This window comes from Loktanella atrilutea (assembly GCF_900128995.1).
Lineage (GTDB): Bacteria > Pseudomonadota > Alphaproteobacteria > Rhodobacterales > Rhodobacteraceae > Loktanella > Loktanella atrilutea.
The window spans coordinates 265,961-281,886 of the sequence record NZ_FQUE01000005.1 but is presented as its reverse complement, the minus strand read 5'-3'; the positions used below and the strand labels follow the sequence as shown (position 1 = coordinate 281,886).

Genomic DNA, 15,926 nt, shown 5'->3' with positions numbered 1-15,926 from the left:
AGATGGCGCAGACCAAGACGCTGGCGGAACTGGGACTGACGGCGCAGGCCGGGCGGCGGGCCGAGATCACCGGCGTCACCACCGACAGCCGCGCCGTGCGGCGCGGGCAGCTGTTCGCGGCCCTGCCGGGGACGCGGGTCCACGGCGCCGCCTTCATCCCGATGGCCCTCGAAAAGGGTGCGGGCGCCATTCTGACCGATGCGGATGGTGCGGCGCTGGCGGCCGATGCGCTGGCCGCGTCCGACGCGGCGCTGATCGTGGCGGAAGACCCGCGCGCGGCACTGGCGCAGACCGCGTCCCTGTGGTTCGGCGCCCACCCCGAGGTCATGGTCGCGGTGACGGGCACCAACGGCAAGACCAGCGTGTCCACCTTCACCCGCCAGATCTGGGAGGTGCTGGGCTATGTCGGCATCAACCTTGGCACCACGGGGGTCGAGGGCGCGTGGTCGGCCCCGCTGGGACACACGACGCCGGACCCCGTGACCCTGCACCGCGTGCTGGCCGAGGCGGAAGTGGCGGGCGTCACCCATGCGGCGATGGAAGCCTCGTCGCACGGTCTGGACCAGCGGCGGCTGGACGGCGTGATGCTGCACGCGGCGGGGTTCACAAACTTCACGCAGGACCATCTGGACTATCACAAGACCTTCGACGCCTATTTCGACGCCAAGATGACGCTGTTCACCCGCGTGCTGACAGAGGACGGCGTGGCGGTCGTGAACCTCGACGATCCGCGCGGCGAGGAGGTGGCGAGCCTGTGCACCACACGCGGGATCGAGGTGATCGGCGTCGGCCGTCACCCGGACGCGCGGCTGCGCATCCTGGGTCAGCGGTTCGACGACACCGGGCAGGACCTGCGGTTTTCGTGGCAGGACCGGCCGCATACGGCGCGGCTGAACCTGATCGGCGGGTTTCAGGCGGACAACGTGGCGCTGGCCTGCGGGCTGGCCATCGCGGCAGGGGCGATCCCGGGCGATGTCTTTGCCACGCTGGATCAGCTGACCACCGTGCGCGGCCGGATGCAGCTGGTGGCGCGGCGCGACAACGGGGCCACGGTATTCGTCGATTTCGCCCATACGCCCGATGCGGTGCGGATCGCGCTGCAGGCGATGAAACCGCATGTGATGGGCCGTACGGTCGTCATCCTCGGTGCGGGGGGCGACCGGGATGCCAGCAAGCGGCCCCTGATGGGCAAGGCCGCGGCGGACAATGCGGATTTGGTGATCGTGACCGACGACAATCCGCGCTCGGAACGGGCCGCCGACATCCGTGCCGCCGTGCTGGCGGGGGCCACGGGCGGGGCCGAGGTGATCGAGGTCGGCGATCGCGCCGAGGCGATCCTGCGCGGCATCGACGCGCTGGGGCCGGGCGACGCGCTGCTGATTGCCGGCAAGGGGCACGAGACAGGGCAGATCGTGGGCGACACGGTGCTGCCCTTCGACGACGCCGAACAGGCCAGCGTCGCGGTCGCGGCGCTGGAGGGGCGGATATGATCCCGCTCTGGACCGCCGCCGACGCGGCGCGTGCGACGGGCGGCGAAGCGGTTGGGGACTGGCAGGCCACGGGCGTGTCGATCGACACCCGCACGATCCAGCCGGGCGATCTGTTCGTGGCCTTGGCGGCGGCGCGGGACGGGCATGACTTCGTCGCGCAGGCGCTGGCGAAGGGTGCCGCCGCGGCGCTGGTCAGCCACCGGCCCGAGGGCGTGGCCGCCGACGCGCCGCTGCTGGTCGTGCCCGACGTGCTGAAGGCGCTGGAGGCGCTGGGCGCGGCCGGGCGCGCGCGGACGCAGGCGCGGGTGATCGCGGTGACGGGCTCTGTCGGCAAGACCTCGACGAAGGAGATGCTGCGCGCGGCGCTGTCGCCGCAGGGGCGGACCCATGCGGCCGAGGCGTCCTACAACAACCACTGGGGCGTGCCGCTGACGCTGGCGCGGATGCCCGCCGACACGGACTACGCCGTGATCGAGGTGGGCATGAGCAACCCGGGCGAGATCGCGCCGCTGGCGAAGCTGGCGCGGCCGCATGTGGCGATGGTCACGACGGTCGCCGCCGCGCACCTGGAGGCCTTCGGCAGCCTGGAGGGGATCGCGGCCGAGAAGGCGAGCGTCATGAACGGGCTGGAACCGGGCGGCGTGGCGGTGCTGAACGCGGACCTGCCGACATCCGGCGTGCTGTTGCAGCACGCGGCGGCAGGCGGGCACCGGGTCGTCACCTTCGGTGCCGAGGGGGATTGGGCGCTGGGCGACGTGCGGATCACCGACAGCGCCACGGTCATCGCGGCGCGGCACGACGGGACGGACTATCTGTTCAAGCTGGCGGTGCCGGGGCGGCATTTCGCGCTGAACGCGCTGGCGGTGCTGGCGGGCTGTGCGGCACTGGGTGCCGACCCGGTGCAGGCGGCGCAGGACATCTGTCAGTGGGCGCCGCCGCAGGGCCGCGGCACACGCGAGATCGTGGTGCTGGACCGCGGCATCGCGGAGGAAACGCTCGACCTGATCGACGATGCATTCAACGCCAACCCGACCTCGATGGTCGCGGCGCTGGAGGTGCTGGCCGCCAGCCAGCCGCGCGACGGCCTGGGCCGCGTGGTCAAGGGGCGGCGGATTGCCATCCTTGGCGACATGCTTGAACTGGGCGCGGACGAGATGCAGATGCACGCCGATCTGGCGGAGAACGCGCATCTGGCCCGCGCCCACGTCGTGCATTGCGCCGGGCCGCGGATGCGCGCCCTGTTCGATGCGCTGCCCGGCGACATCCGCGGCCAGTGGGCGCCCGAGGCGGACGATCTGGCCCGTCAGGTGGCACGGCTGGTCGACGCCGGCGATGTCGTGCTGGTGAAGGGTTCCAAGGGCAGCCATGTCAGCCGCGTTGTTGACGCGATCCGCAAACTCGGGCATCGCAGCTAGACCATAAGGCAGGGACCACCCAGATGTTGTATTGGCTGACAGAGCTGTCGGATGGCGGCGATTTCTTCAACCTGTTCCGCTATATCACCTTCCGCGCCGGCGGGGCCTTCATGACCGCGCTGACGTTCGGGTTCCTCTTTGGCCTGCCGCTGATCAACGTGCTGCGCCGGACGCAGGGCAAGGGCCAGCCGATCCGCACCGACGGCCCCGAGGGGCATTTCGTCAAGGCCGGCACGCCGACGATGGGCGGCCTGCTGATCGTGGGGGCGCTGACGACATCGACGCTGCTGTGGGCGCGGCTGGACAATGCCTATATCTGGATGGTGCTTTTCGTGACGCTGGCCTTCGCGGCGATCGGTTTCGCGGACGACTATGCCAAGGTCAGCAAGCAGAACACCAACGGCGTGTCGGGGCGGGTGCGGATCGTGCTGGGGCTGCTGATCGCGGGGATCGCGGGATTCTGGGCGGCCCAGTATCACCCGGTGGAGCTGACGAACCAGCTGGCCGTGCCGGTCTTCAAGGACACGCTCATCAACCTCGGACTGCTCTTCGTGCCGTTCTCGATCCTGGTGATCGTGGGGGCGGCGAATGCGGTCAACCTGACCGACGGTCTGGACGGGCTGGCGATCATGCCGGTGATGATCGCGGCGGGCACCTTCGGGATCATTGCCTATTTCGTGGGCCGCGTGGACTTTTCCGAAAGCCTCGGCCTGCATTACGTGCCGGATTCGGGCGAAATTCTGGTGTTCTGCGCGGGCCTGATCGGCGGCGGCCTCGGGTTCCTGTGGTACAACGCGCCGCCGGCCGCCGTTTTCATGGGCGACACCGGGTCGCTGGCCTTGGGCGGCGCGCTGGGCGCGATCGCGGTGGCGACGAAGCACGAGATCGTGCTGGCGATCGTCGGCGGTCTTTTCGTGGTGGAGGCGCTGAGCGTCATCATTCAGGTGCTGTATTTCAAGCGGACCGGCAAGCGGGTCTTCCTGATGGCGCCGATCCATCACCACTATGAAAAGAAGGGCTGGGCCGAACCGCAGATCGTGATCCGCTTCTGGATCATCAGCCTGATCCTCGCGATGATCGGGCTAGCGACGCTGAAGGTGCGGTGACATGGCCCTCGGGGCTGCGATCACCGCGCTGGTGGCCAAGTGGGGCCTGACGCTGATCGTGGTGCTGGCCTTCGCCGAGGGCGACAGCCTTGCCATGATCGCGGGATCCTTCGTGCACCGCCACGTGCTGCCGCTGATGCCGACGCTGGGCGCGGTCTGGCTGGGGGCCTTCGCGTCGGACCAGTTCTGGTTCCAGATCGGCCGTCGTGCGTCGCGCTGGACCTGGGCCGCCCGCCAGATGCAGAGGCCCGCCGTCCTTCGGCTGCGGGATCGGCTTGCACAGCACGAGATGGGGCTGATGGTCAGCTTCCGCTTCCTCTACGGCCTGCGGGTGCCCGTGCCGCTGCTGCTGGGTCATGCCGGCGTCTCACCCCTGCGCTTCTTGGCGGTCGATGCCGTTGCCGTTCTGGTCTGGGCAGGTGGCCTGATCGCGGTCGGAGCGGGTCTGGGGGCGGTGATCCATGCGGTGTTCGGGCGCCTTCCGCCGCTGCCGCATTACGGTCTGGTCATCGTGGGGGCGCTGGTGGTCGTCGCCATCGCAGCTTTTGTCACACGCCATGTCCGGAGGACGATGCGCACATGATACCGGTTCAGGGATACGACGGGCGGCAGGTCGCCGTTCTGGGTCTGGGGCGGTCCGGCCTCGCCACGGCACGGGCGCTGGCGGCGGGCGGAGCCACCCCTGTCGTCTGGGACGACAGCCCGCGCGGGCGCGACATGGCAGAGGCGGAAGGCTGGGACGTGCGCGACCTGACGCGATCCGGCGCCTTTGCGGGGATCGCGGCGCTGATCGTCTCGCCCGGCATCCCGCACCTTTATCCCAGCCCCAATCCGGTGATCGCCGCGGCCTGGGCGGCGGGCGTGCCGGTGGACAACGACATCGGCCTGTTCTTCCGGTCCTGGGCAACCGACGACTGGGACGGCTTCGACAGCCCGCCGCGGGTGATCGCGGTGACAGGATCGAACGGCAAGTCCACCACCTCTGCCCTGATCCACCACATCCTGGTCGAGAACGGCCGCCCGGCGCAGCTGGCCGGCAACATCGGGCGCGGTGTGCTTGACCTTGACCCGGCCCACGACGGAGAGGTCGTGGTGCTGGAACTGTCGAGCTATCAGACCGACCTTGCACGGCACATGACGCCGGACGTGGCGGTGCTGACCAACATCAGCCCCGATCATCTGGACCGGCACGCGGGGCCCGGGGGCTATTTCGCGGCCAAGCGGCGGCTGTTCGCCGAGGGCGGGCCGGACCGGGCGGTGATCGGCGTGGACGAGAACGAGGGCCTTTACCTCGCGAACCAGCTGGTCGACGACCTGTCCGACGACCGGCTGATCCGGGTGAGCGTGACGCGCAAGCTGACCGACGGCTGGTGCGTTTTTGCCCGCAAGGGATTTTTGAGCGAGTACCGCCGTGGCAAGCAGGTGGGGGCGATCGACCTGCGCGACGTGAAGGGGCTGCCCGGCGCGCACAATCACCAGAACGCCTGCGCCGCCTATGCGGCGGTGCGGACGCTGGGGATCGGTCCCAAAGGGATCGAGGTGGCGCTGCACAGCTATCCCGGCCTGCCGCACCGCAGCCAGCTGGTGGCCGAACGCGGCGGCGTGCGCTTCGTCAACGACAGCAAGGCCACGAATGTGGATGCGGCGGCCAAAGCTCTGCAGGCCTTTCCGGCGATCCGCTGGATCTGTGGCGGGCTGCAGAAGGAAGGCGGCCTCGACGGCCTGATCCCGCATCTGGGGGCGGTGAAGACGGCCTATGTCATCGGACGAGAGGCGGAGGCCTTTGCCCTGCAGCTGCCGGGAATCGAGACCGTGGTCTGCGGCACGATGGACGTGGCGGTCGCGCGCGCGAGCGCCGATGCGCAGCCGGGCGAGGTCGTGCTGCTGGCCCCCGCCTGCGCGTCCTTCGATCAGTACGACAGCTTTGCGGCGCGTGGCGACGATTTCACCGCGTTGGTGCTGGCGGGGGCCTGAAGGGCCGAATTTTCTCCGAAAATTCGGGAGGGGGCGCCGCGCGCGATGGCGGGCGTTCTCCGATTTTTCGTCGAAAAATCGGCTTCAGCGCGCGGCGATCGCCGTGCCCGCCGCCCAGCCCGATGACCAGGCCCACTGGAAATTGTAGCCGCCCAGCCAGCCGGTGACGTCGACGGCCTCTCCGATCGCGAAGAGCCCGGGGACGGCCTTGGCCTCCATCGTGCGGGCGTCGAGGGCGGCGGTGTCGATGCCGCCCAGCGTGACCTCTGCCGTGCGGTAGCCTTCGGTGCCGGCGGGGGTCAACTGCCAGTGGTGCAGGGTTTGGGCCAGATCACGCAGCGTGGCGTCCGGGATCGCGGCCATGGGGTCGGTGGGCCAGTCGGGCGAGAGGTGTTGCACCAGCCGGGCCGGCAGGTGGCGCGACAGGATCGTGGACAGGCTTTTGCGGCCGTCGCTGCGTTTCGCGGCAAGCAGGACCTCGGCGAGGGACTTTTCCGGCGAGAGGTCGAGGGTGATCGCTTCGCCTTCGATCCAGTAGGAGGAGGCCTGCAGGATGGCGGGTCCTGAAAGGCCGCGGTGGGTGAAGAGCGTCGCCTCGTCGAAGCTGTGCCCGCCAGCGGCGGCGCGGGTGGGCAGGGCGGTGCCGGCGAGCGGCCTGAAGCGGTCGTTGGCGAAGGTGAAGGGCACGAGGCCGGGGCGCGGCGTCACGAGGCCCAGCCCGAACTGCGCGGCGATCCGGTAGGCCAGATCGGTGGCCCCCATCGCCGGGATCGACTTGCCGCCGGTGGCGAGGACGAGGTGCGTCGCGGTCACGACCTGCGTGCGCCCCTCGCGTGTGAGGGCGACTTGGAAGGCGCCGTCGTGGCGGATCTCTTCGACGGTGGTGTCGAGCCAGAGGTCGGCGTGGGCCGCGGCCATCTCGTCGCGCAGCATTTGCACGATCTGTCTGGCGGAGCCGTCGCAGAAGAGCTGGCCCAGCGTCTTTTCGTGGTAGGCGATGCCATGCGCCGCGACGAGGGCGATGAAATCGTGTTGCGTATAGCGGGCGAGGGCGGATTTCGCGAAATGCGGGTTGCGGCTGATGAACCGGTCCGGCGCGCAGCCGAGGTTGGTGAAGTTACAGCGCCCGCCGCCGGAGATGCGGATTTTCTCACCCGGCGCCTTCGCATGGTCGATGACCAGCGTGGAGCGGCCCGCATGGGCGGCGGCCATCATGCCGGCGGCGCCGGCGCCGAGGATCAGGGTATTCACGTGCATCCCGATCACGTGGCGCAGCCGCGGCGGCGTTGCAAGGAAAAGGGGCGCCGCGGGGCCGAAAAACGCGCCGGTGGCGGGTGGCGGCGCGATTTGAAGTGGAAATGATTCGCGAGGTCCGTTAACGTTGTCGCACAGATCCGCGGCAAACGCGGGCGCAGAGGCAAATCAGGCGGACTTTCCGATGACCGAAATGGTGTATGGCGCGCCACGCGTCGTGACAGGCGATCCCGTCCTGCCGCGCTGGTGGCGAACGATCGACAAGTGGAGCATGTGCTGCATTCTGGCGCTGTTCGGGATCGGGCTGCTGCTGGGGCTGGCCTCCTCGCCGCCGCTGGCCGCCAAGAACGGCCTCAACCCCTTCTATTACGTCACGCGGCAGGCCTTCTTCGGCGGCATGGCGATGATCGCGATGTTCGGGGTGTCGATGATGACGCCGGTGATGGTGCGGCGTCTGGCGGTGATCGGGTTCGCGCTGGCGTTCCTGGCGCTGGCCTTGCTGCCGGTCTTCGGCACGGATTTCGGCAAGGGCGCCGTGCGCTGGTATTCCTTCGGCTTCGCCTCTGTCCAGCCGAGCGAGTTCCTGAAGCCCGGCTTCGTGGTCATGGCGGCCTGGCTGATGGCGGCGGGGCTGAGCGTGGGCGGGCCGCCGGGGCGGTTCTATTCCTTCGTCCTGACGGTGGTGATCGTGGCCTTCCTCGCGCTGCAGCCGGATTTCGGGCAGGCCTGCCTGGTGCTGTTTTCCTGGGGGGTCATGTATTTCGTGGCCGGCGCGCCGATGGTGCTGCTGGCCGGTCTGGCGGGGGCGGTCGTGGCCGTCGGCACCTTCGCCTATTCCGCGTCGGAGCACTTTGCCCGGCGCATCGACGGCTTCCTGAGCCCCGACGTCGATCCGCGCACCCAGCTGGGCTATGCCACCAATGCGATCCGCGAGGGCGGGTTCTTTGGTGTGGGCGTGGGCGAGGGGCAGGTGAAATGGTCGCTGCCCGACGCACACACCGACTTCATCATCGCGGTGGCGGCCGAGGAATACGGGCTGGTCTGCGTCATGGCGATCATAGCACTTTACGGCGTGATCGTGGTGCGGTCGCTGATGCGGCTGATGAAGGAGCGCGATCCCTTCATCCGGCTGGCGGGCACGGGGCTCGCCTGCGCCTTCGGCGTGCAGGCGATGATCAACATGGGCGTCGCGGTGAGGCTGCTGCCCGCCAAGGGCATGACGCTGCCCTTCGTCAGCTACGGCGGGTCGTCCCTGATCGCCGGCGGCATCGCCGTGGGGATGCTGCTGGCGCTGACGCGCACCCGGCCCCAGGGCGAGATCGGCGACATTCTGATGCGGCGGGTGGGACGGTGACGATTTTTCTAGAAAAATCGTGGGGGGCCGGCCCCCCGTCCGCCAAGGGCGGACTCCCCCCGGAGTATTTCGGAAAAAAGCGAGGATGGTCATGCCCCTGCTGATGATGGCGGCCGGGGGGACCGGCGGGCACATGTTTCCGGCGCAGGCGTTGGCCGAGGCGATGCTGGCGCGGGGCTGGCGGGTCAAGCTGAGCACCGACCCGCGCGGGGCGCGGTATGTCGGCGGATTTCCCGAGGCGGTCGAGATCGTCGAGGTGGACAGTGGGACCTTTGCACGGGGCGGGGCGCTGGCGAAGCTGGCGGTGCCGGGGCGGATCGCCGGCGGTGCGCTGAAGGCGGTGCGGGCGATGCGGCGGGACCGGCCCGACGTCGTCGTGGGCTTCGGCGGCTATCCCGCGATTCCGGCGGTGACGGCGGCGACGCTGCTGCGTGTGCCGCGCATGATCCACGAGCAGAATGGCGTGCTGGGGCGGGTGAACCGGGTCTTTGCCAAGCGTGTGGATGTCGTCGCCTGCGGGACATGGCCGACGGCCCTGCCGGAGGGCGTGGAGGGGCAGCACACCGGCAATCCGGTGCGGCAGGCGATTCTCGACCGGGCCGGTGCGCCCTACATTCCGCCGGGCGATTACCCGATGTCGGTGCTGGTGGTCGGCGGATCCCAGGGCGCGCGGATCCTGTCGGACGTGGTGCCCGAGGGGATTGCGGCCCTGCCGGAGCCGGTGCGGCGCAACATCCGGGTGTTCCAGCAGGCGCGGGCCGAGGATGTGGACCGGGTGACGGCGTTCTACGCCGCCCGCGGGATCGATGCGGACATCCGCACCTTCTTTGAGGACATGCCGACGTTGCTGGCCGAGGCGCAGCTGGTCATCGCGCGGTCGGGGGCGAGCACGATCGCGGATCTGTGCGTGATCGGACGGCCCGCGGTGCTGGTGCCCTTTGCCGCCGCCGCCGCCGACCACCAGACGGCCAATGCGCGTCAGATGGTCGACGCGGGGGCCGCGGTGCTGATGCCGGAGAGCCGGTTCGACGCCCGGAGCCTTGCGGAACACATGGAAACGGTGCTGACCCAGCCGGACGGCGCCTTGCAGATGTCGCGCGCCGCCTTGTCCTGCGGGACACCGGACGCTACAGCGCGGCTGGTCGCGCTGGTCGAACACCTCGCGGAAAGGACGCAATGATGGACGGGGATTTTCAGATGATGGCACCGACGAAACTGCCGCTGGACGTGGGCGCGATCCACTTCGTGGGGATCGGCGGCATCGGCATGTCGGGGATCGCCGAGGTCCTGATCAATCACGGCTATCAGGTGCAGGGGTCGGACCTGAAGGCCTCGCCCATCACCGAACGGCTGGAAAGCCTGGGCGCCAAGGTCTTCGTGGGCCAGCGGGCCGAGAACCTGGACGGGGCGGAGGTCATCGTGATCTCTTCCGCGATCAAGACGGGCAACCCGGAGCTGGACACCGCGCGGGCGCGCGGCCTGCCGGTGGTGCGCCGGGCGGAGATGCTGGCGGAGCTGATGCGGCTGAAGTCGAACGTGGCGATTGCGGGGACGCATGGCAAGACGACGACGACCACGATGGTCGCGGCGCTTCTGGACGAGGGCGGCCTTGATCCGACGGTCATCAACGGCGGGATCATCCATGCCTACGGGTCCAACGCGCGGATGGGGCAGGGCGAGTGGATGGTGGTGGAGGCCGACGAGAGCGACGGCACCTTCAACCGCCTGCCCGCGACCATCGCCGTCGTGACCAACATCGACCCGGAGCACATGGACCACTGGGGCACGATCGAGAACCTGCGGCAGGGGTTTCTGGATTTCGTGTCGAACATTCCGTTCTACGGGCTGGCGGTGTGCTGCACCGACAACCCCGAGGTGCAGGCGCTGGTGGGGCGGATCACCGACCGCCGCGTGGTGACCTTCGGGTTCAACGCGCAGGCGGACGTGCGGGCGGTGAACCTGCACTACGTCAAGGGCGTCGCGCATTTCGACGTGGCCCTGCAGGGCGAGCGCGACGTGATCGAGGGCTGCACCCTGCCGATGCCCGGCGATCACAATGTCAGCAACGCGCTGAGCGCCGTCGCCGTGGCCCGGCATCTGGGCATGAAGAAGGAAGAGATCCGCCGCGCCCTGAAGGGTTTCGGCGGGGTGAACCGCCGCTTTACCCGGGTGGGCGAGGTGAACGGTGTCACGATCATCGACGACTACGGCCACCATCCGGTGGAGATTGCGGCCGTGCTGAAGGCCGCGCGTCACGCGACCGAGGGCCGTGTCATCGCCGTACACCAGCCGCACCGCTATTCCCGCCTGTCGCATCACTTCGAAGAGTTCTGCGCCTGCTTCAACGACGCCGACGTCGTGGGCATCGCAGAGGTCTATGCGGCGGGCGAACAGCCGATTCCCGGGGCGGACCGGGATTCGCTGGTGGCGGGGCTGATCCGTCACGGGCACCGGCACGCACGGGCCGTCGCGTCGGAGGATGATCTGGAGCGTCTGGTCCGCGAGCAGGCGGGGCCCGGCGACATGGTGGTCTGTCTGGGGGCCGGCACGATCAGCGCCTGGGCCTACGGGTTGCGCGACAGGCTGGACGGATGATCTGGTCCGGCGTCACCGCGTGCCTGTGGGTGCTGGCCGCGACGGCCACGGCGTTCCTGCCGATGCGGCGGCAACGCCTGCCCGGCGCGGTGCTGCTGGCGGCGGCGCCGGTGCTGATCCTCTGGCTGTTGCTTGACCTCGGCTGGCCGGTGGCGCTGGTCGCGACGCTGGGCTTCGTGTCGATGTTCCGGCATCCGCTGCGCTATCTGATCGCGCGGGTGCGGGGGCGGAGTCCGGTCCTGCCGCCGGAGATCCGGGGATGAGCGCGCCGGTCCTGCTGGCCCTGCTGTGGCTGGTCGTCGTGAACGTGGGCGGCATGCTGCCCAGCCGCGATTACCACTGGCGCTTTGCCTACGGGATGATCGCACTGGGCATTCCGCTGCTGGGCTGGCTGACATGGACGCAGGGGCCGATCGTGGGCCTGCTGTTTTTGGCCGCCGGGGCGAGCGTGCTGCGCTGGCCGCTGATCTATCTGACGCGCTGGCTGCGCGGGACGAAGCGGTCGGAGCCTGCGGAATGAACCTGCCGGACGTCCGGGGAACGCTGACGGAGAACCGTTCGTTGGCGGACCTGACATGGCTGCGGGTGGGCGGGCCGGCGGATGTGCTGTTCCAGCCCGCCGACGTGGACGATCTGCGCGCTTTTCTGGCGTCGCTCGACCCCGCCGTGCCGGTCTTTCCGATGGGCGTCGGCAGCAACCTGATCGTGCGCGACGGCGGCGTGCGCGGTGTCGTGATCCGGCTGGGGCGCGGCTTCAACGGGATCGCAGTGGACGGGACGACCGTCACCGCCGGCGCCGCGGCGCTGGATGCCCATGTGGCGCGGCGCGCGGCGGAGGCGGGGGTGGACCTGACATTCCTGCGCACCATTCCCGGCAGTATCGGCGGGGCGGTGCGGATGAATGCGGGCTGCTACGGGTCCTATGTGGCCGACGTCTTTCAATCGGCGCAGGCGGTGCTGCGGGATGGGTCGCTGGTGACGCTTACGGGCGAGGATCTGGCCTTTGCCTATCGGTCGAGCAGCCTGCCCGAGGGGGCCGTCCTGATCGGGGCGACGCTGACCGGGCCTGCGGGCGATCCCGACGTTCTGGCGCAGCGCATGGCGGATCAGTTGGCGAAGCGGGACGCGACCCAGCCGACGAAGGACCGCACGGCGGGCAGCACCTTTCGCAACCCGGTGGGCCATTCCAGCACCGGGCGGGCCGACGACAGCCACGACCTGAAGGCCTGGAAGGTGATCGAGGATGCGGGGATGCGCGGCGCGACCCTTGGCGGTGCGGTGATGAACCCGATGCACGCGAATTTCCTGACCAATGCAGGCGGCGCCACAGCCGCCGATCTTGAAGATTTGGGCGAGCGTGTGCGGAAAGAGGTTTACGATTCGCAGGCGATCACGCTAGAGTGGGAAATTATGCGGGTGGGCGAACGAACCCCCCGCAATGATGTATAAAAACCCCACTGGGGGGCCTCGGGACGGGGCTTGCAATGACAGACGGGTCGCAAAGGCCCGCGAAGAGGCGGTCGGGTATGTCGAGCAGGACAAGCCCCAAGGTTGCGGTGTTGATGGGCGGTCCGTCCGCAGAGCGAGAGGTCTCGCTTTCGACGGGTCGCGAATGTGCACAGGCCTTGCGGGACGAGGGATTCGAGGTGGTGGAGCTGGACGCGGGCGCCGACCTGTCGGCACGTCTGACCGACATCGCGCCGGACGTCGTCTTCAACGCATTGCACGGCCGCTGGGGCGAGGACGGCTGCGTTCAGGGCCTGCTGGAGTGGATGCGCATTCCCTATACCCATTCGGGCGTGCTGGCCTCTGCCCTCGCGCTGGACAAGCAACGGACCAAGGCGGCCTATCGCGCCGCGGGCCTGCCGGTCGTGGAAAGCGTGATCGCCCGTGCCGACGAGGTGCGCAGCCGTCACGTCATGCCGCCGCCCTATGTCGTGAAGCCGAACAACGAGGGGTCGAGCGTCGGCATCTACCTCGTCCATGACGGCGCCAACGGGCCGCCGCAGCTGTCGGCCGAAATGCCGGACAGCGTGATGGTGGAAACCTTTGCGCCGGGGCGCGAGATGACGGTGACGGTGATGGGCGACCGGGCCCTGACGGTCACCGACATCCTGACCGACGGGTGGTACGACTACGACGCGAAATACAAGCCCGGCGGGTCGCGGCACGTGGTGCCGGCGGACATCCCGGCAGAGGTCTTCGACGCCTGCAAGGACTACGCCGAGCGCGCCCATGTGGCGCTGGGTTGCCGCGGGATCAGCCGCACGGACTTTCGCTGGGACGAGGCGCGGGGACTGGCGGGACTGATCCTGCTGGAGACGAATACGCAGCCGGGGATGACGCCGACATCGCTTTCGCCAGAGCAGGCGGCCCATGCGGGGATCGGATTTGGCGCGCTGTGCCGCTGGCTGGTGGAGGATGCGTCATGCGGACGATGACGGCACCGCCGCGCCCGCGCACCCGCCCGGTGCGCGATCCGGCGCCCAGCAAGTGGGGCTATCGCTGGCAGCGCTGGATGCTGACGCCCGGCGTGCGGACCGGCCTGCGGGTCGGCGTGCCGGCGCTGATCGTGGCGCTCGCCGTGGCGGGCTGGGCGTCGAACGACGCCAACCGCGAGATGATCGTGGCGCAGTATGCGCAGGCCAAGGCCGCGATCCAGCACCGGCCGGAATTCATGGTGACGGGGCTTGCGATCAGCGGGGCGGACGAGGAACTGGCCGACGTCGTGACGGAACTGGTGCAGGTTGTCTTTCCGGTCTCGTCCTTCGACCTCGACCTGGAGGCGATGCGCAAGAAGGTGGCAGAGATGCCGGCGGTGCGTGACGTCTACGTCCGCGTCGGCGACGGCGGTGCATTGGAAATCGGGATCACGCCGCGCGTGCCGGTGGCGCTGTGGCGCACGGCCGACGGGCTTAGGCTGATCGACGCGGACGGCGTCTTTGCCGGTGACGTGGCGCAGCGGGCGGAACGCCGCGACCTGCCGCTGATCGCGGGCGAGGGGGCCGAGGACGACCTGACCGAGGCGCTGGCCCTGTTCCGCACGGCCGCGCCGGTGGCGGAGCGGGTGCGCGGTCTGGTGCGGATCGGAGAGCGGCGCTGGGACATGGTGCTGGACCGCGGGCAGCGGATCATGCTGCCGACGGACCGGCCGACGGTGGCGCTGGACCGGGTGATGCAGATGGAAGCGACGCAGGACCTGCTGGCGCGGGACGTGGCGATGGTGGACATGCGCAATCCGGGCCGGCCGACGGTGAGACTACAACATGATGCAGTTGCGGCGACACGCAACGCGAGCGGGACAGGGGCGAACAACTGATGCGGGACCTTTACGAAACTCAGCGGGCAATGCGGAACGTGCGCAAGGCGGCGATGCAGCGTGGCGTGATCGCCATCCTCGACGTGGGCACGTCGAAGATCGCCTGCCTCGTGCTGCGGTTCGACGGTCCGGGCCGGATGCCGCAGGTCGACGGCATCGGCGCGCTGGCGGGCCAGTCGCAGTTCCGCGTGATCGGCGCCGCCACCACGCGGTCCCGCGGCGTCCGCTTCGGCGAGATCGACGCCATGCAGGAGACGGAGCGCGCGATCCGCACCGCCGTGCAGGCCGCGCAGAAGATGGCAGAGGTCCGCGTCGACCACGTCATTGCCTGCTTCAGCGGCGCGAACCCCCGGTCCTATGGCCTAGACGGTGCCGTGGACGTGGCCGCCGGGGTGGTGACAGAGGGCGACATCGGCCGGGTGCTGGCGTCCTGCGAGGTGCCGGATTTCGGCCACGATCGCGATGTGCTGCATGCGCATCCGGTGAACTTCGCCCTCGACCATCGCAGCGGCATGGCCGATCCGCGCGGGCAGGTGGGCAACCGTCTGGCGACGGACCTGCACCTGCTGACCGTGGATGCGACGGCGATCCGCAACATCTTCTTCTGCATCAAGCGTTGCGATCTGGAACTGGCGGGACTCGCGTCCTCTGCCTACACCGCGGGCTTTTCCACGCTGGTCGAGGACGAGCAGGAACTGGGCGCCGCCTGCGTCGACATGGGCGGCGGATCGACGGGCCTGTCGATCTTCTGGAAGAAGCACATGATCTATTCCGACGCGGTGCGGATGGGCGGCGATCACGTGACCGGCGACATCTCGATGGGTCTGCAGGTGCCGATGCAGGTGGCAGAGCGGATCAAGACCTTCTATGGCGGCGTCGTGGCGACCGGCATGGACGACCGCGAGAAGATCGAGATCGGCGGCGATACCGGCGACTGGGAGCGGGACCGCCGCACCGTCAGCCGGGCCGAACTGATCGGCATCATGCGGCCCCGGATCGAAGAGATCCTGGAAGAAGTGCGCGCGCGTCTGGATGCCGCCGGGTTCGAGCATCTGCCGAGCCAGCAGATCGTGCTGACGGGCGGCGGCAGCCAGATCCCCGGCCTCGACGGGCTGGCGGCCAAGATCCTTGGCCAGCAGGTGCGGCTGGGGCGCCCGCTGCGCGTGCAGGGCCTGCCGCAGGCGGCGACCGGACCTGCGTTTTCCGGAGCCGTGGGGTGTGCGCTGTTCGCGGCGCATCCGCAGGACGAATGGTGGGATTTCGATATCCCGGCGGACACCTATCCCGCACGTTCGCTGAAGCGGGCCGTGAAGTGGTTCAAGGACAACTGGTAGGGTTGGCCGCGACGGCTGGGCTTTGAATCGGCGTAATTCGGCCTGTGTTGTCGATAAAGTCAGCGAAAATGGGCCCTGCGGGGCC

General features: G+C 69.2%; 15 protein-coding genes. 14 read left to right on the top strand and 1 reads right to left on the bottom strand.

The window, feature by feature from the left end; translation table 11 throughout:
* The first annotated feature begins 2 nt into the window (after positions 1-2).
* The 5 genes from BUA54_RS12710 to murD are packed head-to-tail and all read left to right on the top strand — an operon-like array spanning position 3 to position 5,985.
* Positions 3-1,490: a UDP-N-acetylmuramoyl-L-alanyl-D-glutamate--2,6-diaminopimelate ligase gene (locus BUA54_RS12710; RefSeq protein ID WP_072857609.1), complete on the top strand. Its 1,488-nt coding sequence runs from the start codon at positions 3-5 to the stop codon at positions 1,488-1,490.
* Positions 1,487-2,905 carry a UDP-N-acetylmuramoyl-tripeptide--D-alanyl-D-alanine ligase gene (locus tag BUA54_RS12705; RefSeq protein WP_072857608.1) on the top strand — a complete coding sequence of 473 codons (1,419 nt, stop codon included), beginning with the start codon at positions 1,487-1,489 and terminating at the stop codon, positions 2,903-2,905. Before BUA54_RS12710 ends, BUA54_RS12705 begins: the two co-directional genes overlap by 4 nt.
* Before the next feature lie 23 nt (positions 2,906-2,928).
* Entirely contained in the window at positions 2,929-4,011 is a 1,083-nt protein-coding gene (mraY, locus tag BUA54_RS12700) for a phospho-N-acetylmuramoyl-pentapeptide-transferase (protein ID WP_072857607.1), read from the top strand.
* Between the two features lies 1 nt (position 4,012).
* Positions 4,013-4,594 (top strand): DedA family protein, encoded by a 582-nt coding sequence (locus tag BUA54_RS12695; RefSeq protein WP_072857606.1) that lies wholly within the window; start codon positions 4,013-4,015, stop codon positions 4,592-4,594.
* Entirely contained in the window at positions 4,591-5,985 is a 1,395-nt protein-coding gene (gene murD / locus BUA54_RS12690; protein ID WP_072857605.1) for a UDP-N-acetylmuramoyl-L-alanine--D-glutamate ligase, read from the top strand. Before BUA54_RS12695 ends, murD begins: the two co-directional genes overlap by 4 nt.
* Positions 5,986-6,069: 84 nt before the next feature.
* Here the strand turns inward: murD and BUA54_RS12685 are convergent, their stop codons facing one another.
* Positions 6,070-7,242, bottom strand: coding sequence for a BaiN/RdsA family NAD(P)/FAD-dependent oxidoreductase (locus BUA54_RS12685; RefSeq protein WP_072857604.1), 1,173 nt, complete (start codon positions 7,240-7,242; stop codon positions 6,070-6,072).
* Between the two features lie 181 nt (positions 7,243-7,423).
* On the opposite strand from BUA54_RS12685, the gene BUA54_RS12680 reads away from it, so the two are divergent.
* From BUA54_RS12680 to ftsA, 9 genes are all read left to right on the top strand, one after another.
* Positions 7,424-8,593, top strand: a complete 1,170-nt coding sequence (locus BUA54_RS12680; protein WP_072857662.1) for a peptidoglycan glycosyltransferase FtsW — start codon at positions 7,424-7,426, stop codon at positions 8,591-8,593.
* A gap of 85 nt (positions 8,594-8,678) precedes the next feature.
* A complete protein-coding gene (gene murG / locus BUA54_RS12675; protein ID WP_072857603.1) occupies positions 8,679-9,773 on the top strand; it encodes an undecaprenyldiphospho-muramoylpentapeptide beta-N-acetylglucosaminyltransferase in 1,095 nt (364 codons plus the stop codon).
* Positions 9,774-9,790: 17 nt separating this feature from the next.
* The gene (murC, locus tag BUA54_RS12670) at positions 9,791-11,188 is read left to right on the top strand and encodes a UDP-N-acetylmuramate--L-alanine ligase (protein ID WP_178352746.1); all 1,398 of its coding nucleotides are present in this window, start codon (positions 9,791-9,793) and stop codon (positions 11,186-11,188) included.
* The gene (locus BUA54_RS12665; RefSeq protein ID WP_072857601.1) at positions 11,185-11,451 is read left to right on the top strand and encodes a DUF2484 family protein; all 267 of its coding nucleotides are present in this window, start codon (positions 11,185-11,187) and stop codon (positions 11,449-11,451) included. The genes murC and BUA54_RS12665 overlap by 4 nt, the downstream gene beginning before the upstream one ends.
* Positions 11,448-11,708: a DUF2484 family protein gene (locus BUA54_RS12660; protein WP_072857600.1), complete on the top strand. Its 261-nt coding sequence runs from the start codon at positions 11,448-11,450 to the stop codon at positions 11,706-11,708. Before BUA54_RS12665 ends, BUA54_RS12660 begins: the two co-directional genes overlap by 4 nt.
* Positions 11,705-12,637: a UDP-N-acetylmuramate dehydrogenase gene (murB, locus tag BUA54_RS12655; RefSeq protein WP_072857599.1), complete on the top strand. Its 933-nt coding sequence runs from the start codon at positions 11,705-11,707 to the stop codon at positions 12,635-12,637. Before BUA54_RS12660 ends, murB begins: the two co-directional genes overlap by 4 nt.
* Before the next feature lie 77 nt (positions 12,638-12,714).
* Positions 12,715-13,629: a D-alanine--D-alanine ligase gene (locus BUA54_RS12650; protein ID WP_072857598.1), complete on the top strand. Its 915-nt coding sequence runs from the start codon at positions 12,715-12,717 to the stop codon at positions 13,627-13,629.
* Entirely contained in the window at positions 13,617-14,507 is an 891-nt protein-coding gene (locus BUA54_RS12645) for a cell division protein FtsQ/DivIB (protein ID WP_072857597.1), read from the top strand. Before BUA54_RS12650 ends, BUA54_RS12645 begins: the two co-directional genes overlap by 13 nt.
* Positions 14,507-15,841: a cell division protein FtsA gene (gene ftsA / locus BUA54_RS12640; RefSeq protein WP_072857596.1), complete on the top strand. Its 1,335-nt coding sequence runs from the start codon at positions 14,507-14,509 to the stop codon at positions 15,839-15,841. Before BUA54_RS12645 ends, ftsA begins: the two co-directional genes overlap by 1 nt.
* The last annotated feature ends 85 nt before the right edge of the window (positions 15,842-15,926 follow it).

What these genes read in the sequence shown, in the direction of transcription:
- BUA54_RS12710 (WP_072857609.1), top strand. Translation starts at nt 3, where the DNA reads ATGGCGCAGACCAAGACGCTGGCGGAACTGGGACTGACGGCGCAGGCC.
- BUA54_RS12705 (WP_072857608.1), top strand. Translation starts at nt 1,487, where the DNA reads ATGATCCCGCTCTGGACCGCCGCCGACGCGGCGCGTGCGACGGGCGGC.
- mraY (WP_072857607.1), top strand. Translation starts at nt 2,929, where the DNA reads ATGTTGTATTGGCTGACAGAGCTGTCGGATGGCGGCGATTTCTTCAAC.
- BUA54_RS12695 (WP_072857606.1), top strand. Translation starts at nt 4,013, where the DNA reads ATGGCCCTCGGGGCTGCGATCACCGCGCTGGTGGCCAAGTGGGGCCTG.
- murD (WP_072857605.1), top strand. Translation starts at nt 4,591, where the DNA reads ATGATACCGGTTCAGGGATACGACGGGCGGCAGGTCGCCGTTCTGGGT.
- BUA54_RS12685 (WP_072857604.1), bottom strand. Translation starts at nt 7,242, where the DNA reads ATGCACGTGAATACCCTGATCCTCGGCGCCGGCGCCGCCGGCATGATG.
- BUA54_RS12680 (WP_072857662.1), top strand. Translation starts at nt 7,424, where the DNA reads ATGACCGAAATGGTGTATGGCGCGCCACGCGTCGTGACAGGCGATCCC.
- murG (WP_072857603.1), top strand. Translation starts at nt 8,679, where the DNA reads ATGGTCATGCCCCTGCTGATGATGGCGGCCGGGGGGACCGGCGGGCAC.
- murC (WP_178352746.1), top strand. Translation starts at nt 9,791, where the DNA reads ATGATGGCACCGACGAAACTGCCGCTGGACGTGGGCGCGATCCACTTC.
- BUA54_RS12665 (WP_072857601.1), top strand. Translation starts at nt 11,185, where the DNA reads ATGATCTGGTCCGGCGTCACCGCGTGCCTGTGGGTGCTGGCCGCGACG.
- BUA54_RS12660 (WP_072857600.1), top strand. Translation starts at nt 11,448, where the DNA reads ATGAGCGCGCCGGTCCTGCTGGCCCTGCTGTGGCTGGTCGTCGTGAAC.
- murB (WP_072857599.1), top strand. Translation starts at nt 11,705, where the DNA reads ATGAACCTGCCGGACGTCCGGGGAACGCTGACGGAGAACCGTTCGTTG.
- BUA54_RS12650 (WP_072857598.1), top strand. Translation starts at nt 12,715, where the DNA reads ATGTCGAGCAGGACAAGCCCCAAGGTTGCGGTGTTGATGGGCGGTCCG.
- BUA54_RS12645 (WP_072857597.1), top strand. Translation starts at nt 13,617, where the DNA reads ATGCGGACGATGACGGCACCGCCGCGCCCGCGCACCCGCCCGGTGCGC.
- ftsA (WP_072857596.1), top strand. Translation starts at nt 14,507, where the DNA reads ATGCGGGACCTTTACGAAACTCAGCGGGCAATGCGGAACGTGCGCAAG.